Here is a 3,831-nt window from a genome sequence, read left to right on the forward strand (position 1 = left end):
CATCGGCCGCAACGAGGGCGCGCGACTGAGCGCCTGCCTCGCCTCGCTCGAAGGCAGCGGTGCGCGCGTGGTCTATGTCGACAGCGGCTCTACCGATGACAGCCTCATGATCGCCCGCGCGGCCGGGGCCCGCATCGTCGAACTGGACCGCGCCGCCCCCTTCACCGCCGCCCGCGCCCGCAATGCGGGCGTCGCGGCGCTGCGCGAGGAGGGCCTGCCGGAATTCGTGCAGTTCGTCGATGGCGATTGCGCGCTGGAGCCGGGCTGGCTCGCGGCGGGCAGGACCGCGCTCGAAGCCGATCCGGGCATCGGCATCGTCACCGGCTGGCGCACCGAGGTCGCGCCAGAGGCCACGCTCTACAACGCCATGGCCGAATGGGAATGGCACCGCCCGGCGGGCGACATCGCGGCCTGCGGCGGCGACATGATGCTGCGCACGGCGCTGTTCGAGGACCTCGGCGGCTTCGACGGCGCGATCATCTGCTCGGAGGATGAGGATCTGTGCCTGCGGGTGCGGGCGCGCGGGCTGAAGGTGCACCGCCTGCCGCGCGTCATGACCCGGCACGACATCGCCATGACGCAGGCGGGCCAATGGTGGCGCCGCGCGGTGCGGGCGGGTCACGGCTTTGCCGAGGTCGGCGACCGGCACCCGGGCCATTTCGATGCCGAGCGGCGGCGCGTGCGGTTCTGGGGCATGGGCCTGCCGGGTGCCGCGGCGCTGGGCGCGCTGGCCTTTGGCCCCGGCGCGGTTCTGGCGGCCACGGGGCTTTATGCGGCGAGCTGGGCGCGCAGCGCGCGCAGGCTGCACCAGGAGGGCCATGCCCCGGGCCGCGCGGCGGGGCTGGCGCTATTGTTGGTGCTGTCGAAGCTGCCCAACGCGCAGGGCATGATCACCTACCGCCTGCGCCGCCTGCGCGGGCGCGAGATGAAACTGATCGAATACAGGTGAGCCCCGCCACGGCAGGGCTGCGATCGGGGCTTATTCTTGCCCCCCGTTCCGGGTTACCTTCGCCGCGATCGAGCGGCAGGCAAGGTTTGACGAGATGAGCGAACGCAGCAGGCGGGACGGACGCAGGCGGCTGGGCGCGGAGGCCCGCGCCGCGATTCTCGACCGGATCGCCGAAGTCGATGCACCGGCGCGCGAGGCGGAGGCCCCCGCGCCCTCCGCTGCCACGCCCGACCCGGCCACGCGCGCCCTGCGCGCCGCGGTGCTGGGCAATGACGAGAACATGCTGCCGCAGATCCACGACCTGTGGGGCAGCCTGCGCCGCATCCCGGTCGACGAGGCGACCCTCGAGGGCAACCTCGTGATCACCGCCAGCCGCCGCGATCCGGCCCATGCCCCCTTCGACCTGCTGCGCACGCGGCTTTTGCAGGCGCTCGACGAGCATGGCTGGAAGCGCGTGGCGATCACCTCGCCCACCCGCGGCTGCGGCAAGACCTTCACCGCCGCCAACCTCGCCATCGCGCTGTCGCGCTACGAGAACCGCCGCACCGTGCTGCTCGATTTCGACATGCGCGCGCCCGCGCTCGCCGATGTGCTGGGGATTTCCGCCCCCGGCCCGATCGCCGACTGGATTCGCGGCACCACCTCGAGCGGCTCGCATCTGCAGCGGGTCGGCCAGAACCTCCTGGGCATCGGCGGCCTCGCCGTCGGGCTCAACGACCGGCCCGAGACCTATCCGGCCGAGCTGCTGCAGGACCGGAAGGCTGCCGCCGTGCTCGACCAGATGCAGGAAGAGCTGACGCCCGACGCGGTGTTGTTCGACCTGCCCCCCGCGCTCAGCCATGACGACGTGACGGCGTTCCGCGCGCGCTACGACTGCGTGCTGATGGTGGTGGGCGGCGGGCGCAACAGCGCCGAGCAGATCCGCGAGGCGGTGCGCCGCATCGGCGACGACAAACCGATCCTGGGGATGATCCTCAACCGCGCCGAGGAAGACGCCGCTTCGGGCGCGGCCTGAACGACCCGACTCCGCCCGCCCGAGGCTTCAACCCGGCAACAACCGCCGCCAGCCGCGCAGCCGTCCCCAGATTCCGAGAAAACGCCCGGCCTCGCGCCGCCGGACCCGGCGGGCCCGGCGCCGCGCCTGCCGCCGGTCGATCTCGGGGATCACCACCACCGGCCGCACCCCGAGCGCGCGTTCCAGCTGCGCCGCGGTGCGGATCTGCGGGTTGACCACCTCGAGCGCCAGCGCCAGCGACAGCGCGGCGAGCAGCACCCCGATCCCGCCCGCCGCCGCGATCTTGCGGCGCGAGGAGGAGGAGGCGTAATCGGGCGGCACCGCCTCTTCGAGGATCTCGAAGCGCGTAGTCTCGTCACGGCTTTCAAGGAGCCGCGCCATCGCCGCCTCGGCCCGCCGTTCGGTCACCGCCGACAGCGCCTGCTGCAGCTGGTCGCGGCGTCGGGTGAACTCGTTGTAGCGCCGCTCCGCCTCGGGGGCGGCGGCCAGCGCCGCTTCGATGCGCTCGATATTGTCGGTGATCAGCTGGCGCTGCTGTTCGAGCAGCGACCGGCGGCGGGCCGTCTCGTCGTCGCGCAGCCGGTCCGAGCTGGTCTCGAAGGCGATCACCTGCTGTTCGAGGTCGATCCGCTGGCCCACCAGCCGCGAGAGCTGGTCGCGCTGCACCGAAACGCTGGTGGGCAGGGAGTCGAAGTTCTGCTCCTGGAACCGCGCGAACTCCGCCTCGAGCGTCTCCAGCTCCTCTTCGAGCCGGGCCTCCTCGGCCTCGAAGAAGGCCAGCGTGCGCTCGGTGCGCCCCTCGCGCCGGCTCTGCGCCGCCGCGACGATCTCGCTCAGCAGGGCATTGGCCAGATCGGCCGCGACCTGACGCTCGCCCAGCTCGACCGTGATCGACAGGCCCGAGGGCACGGTTTCGGGCCGCCAGGCCAGCGCCGGATCGACGAGCTTCCTGATCTCGATCGCCTCGCGCATCTGCACCAGCCGCTCCGAGGCGCTCAGCTCGGGAAAGAGCGAAAATCGCGCGGCAAGATCAAGAAGTCTGTCGCGCGCCATGATCTTCTGTTCGATCAGGTCGAGCTGGGTATCGGCCAGCGCCGCCGCATCGCCGCCCGCATCGACCAAGGGCGCCTCGATCTGGATCACCGCCGTCGCCTCATAGGCCGGCGGGCGCGTCAGTGCGAACCACAGCACGAAGGGGATGCCCAGCGCGCAGACCAGCACGATGGCCCAGGCCCTGCGGCGCAGCGCCCCGCGCAGATCGCGCAGCGAGGAAAGATATTCCATCAACGACTCCCGTTCCGCGCCCCGGTCACAGCCCGGGGCCCCCGGCCCCATTGCCGCCACACCCAGGCCGCAATCTAGCTCACCCCGGCCCGCCTGACCATGCGCGCGCGGCCCGGCGACGCAGTGTTGCCCGAGGCGAAACCCGGCTGCGCCGCCGCAGCGGGCGCCGGGGCCTGCATCAGCACCACGAGGCGATCGCCGATCCGGGCCCAGCCCCCGCGAAACGCCGTGCCCGCCGCATAGGGTCCGGCCTCTCGCATCAGCCGCGCGACGAGGCCGCCCTGACCGACCTCGATCCGCATGGCGTCGAACCCCAGCACCGCGCCGCTGGCAGGAAACTGCGCCTTGTAGGCCGCCTCCTTGGCCGAAAAGACCAGCCGGGCAATCTCTCCTCGGTCAAAGCCCGTGGTGCCCTGATCCAGCTCCTGCGGGGTTGCGATCTCGTTCCATAGCGCGCGGTCGAGCGGTGCCGCGGACGCGAGGTCGATGCCGAAGGCCGCGCCGCCCTGGCACAGCGCCGCGACGGCGAGGCCCGTGTCATGGCTGATGCTGCCGTGCAGCCCCTCGGGCCAGTGCGGCGACC

At 72.3% G+C, this 3,831-nt stretch carries 4 protein-coding genes; 2 read left to right on the top strand and 2 right to left on the bottom strand.

The genetic code is table 11. From position 1 onward, the window contains the following. The first annotated feature begins 1 nt into the window (after position 1). Positions 2-949 (top strand): glycosyltransferase family 2 protein, encoded by a 948-nt coding sequence (locus NHG85_RS06630; protein WP_253330946.1) that lies wholly within the window; start codon positions 2-4, stop codon positions 947-949. A gap of 94 nt (positions 950-1,043) precedes the next feature. Continuing rightward, positions 1,044-1,964 carry a CpsD/CapB family tyrosine-protein kinase gene (locus tag NHG85_RS06635; protein WP_253330948.1) on the top strand — a complete coding sequence of 307 codons (921 nt, stop codon included), beginning with the start codon at positions 1,044-1,046 and terminating at the stop codon, positions 1,962-1,964. A gap of 27 nt (positions 1,965-1,991) precedes the next feature. Here NHG85_RS06635 and NHG85_RS06640 read toward each other — a convergent pair whose 3' ends face one another. Both NHG85_RS06640 and NHG85_RS06645 read right to left on the bottom strand, forming a co-directional pair. Continuing rightward, the gene (locus NHG85_RS06640) at positions 1,992-3,248 is read right to left on the bottom strand and encodes a Wzz/FepE/Etk N-terminal domain-containing protein (RefSeq protein ID WP_253330950.1); all 1,257 of its coding nucleotides are present in this window, start codon (positions 3,246-3,248) and stop codon (positions 1,992-1,994) included. 74 nt (positions 3,249-3,322) lie between these two features. Next, on the bottom strand, positions 3,323-3,831 hold a 509-nt coding region (locus NHG85_RS06645; RefSeq protein ID WP_253330952.1), incomplete at its 5' end, for a 4'-phosphopantetheinyl transferase family protein.

The organism is Limimaricola litoreus (assembly GCF_024159025.1).
GTDB lineage: Bacteria > Pseudomonadota > Alphaproteobacteria > Rhodobacterales > Rhodobacteraceae > Limimaricola > Limimaricola litoreus.

Coding starts and splice junctions, on each gene's coding strand:
- NHG85_RS06635 (WP_253330948.1), top strand. CDS start 1,044: ATGAGCGAACGCAGCAGGCGGGACGGACGCAGGCGGCTGGGCGCGGAG.
- NHG85_RS06640 (WP_253330950.1), bottom strand. CDS start 3,248: ATGGAATATCTTTCCTCGCTGCGCGATCTGCGCGGGGCGCTGCGCCGC.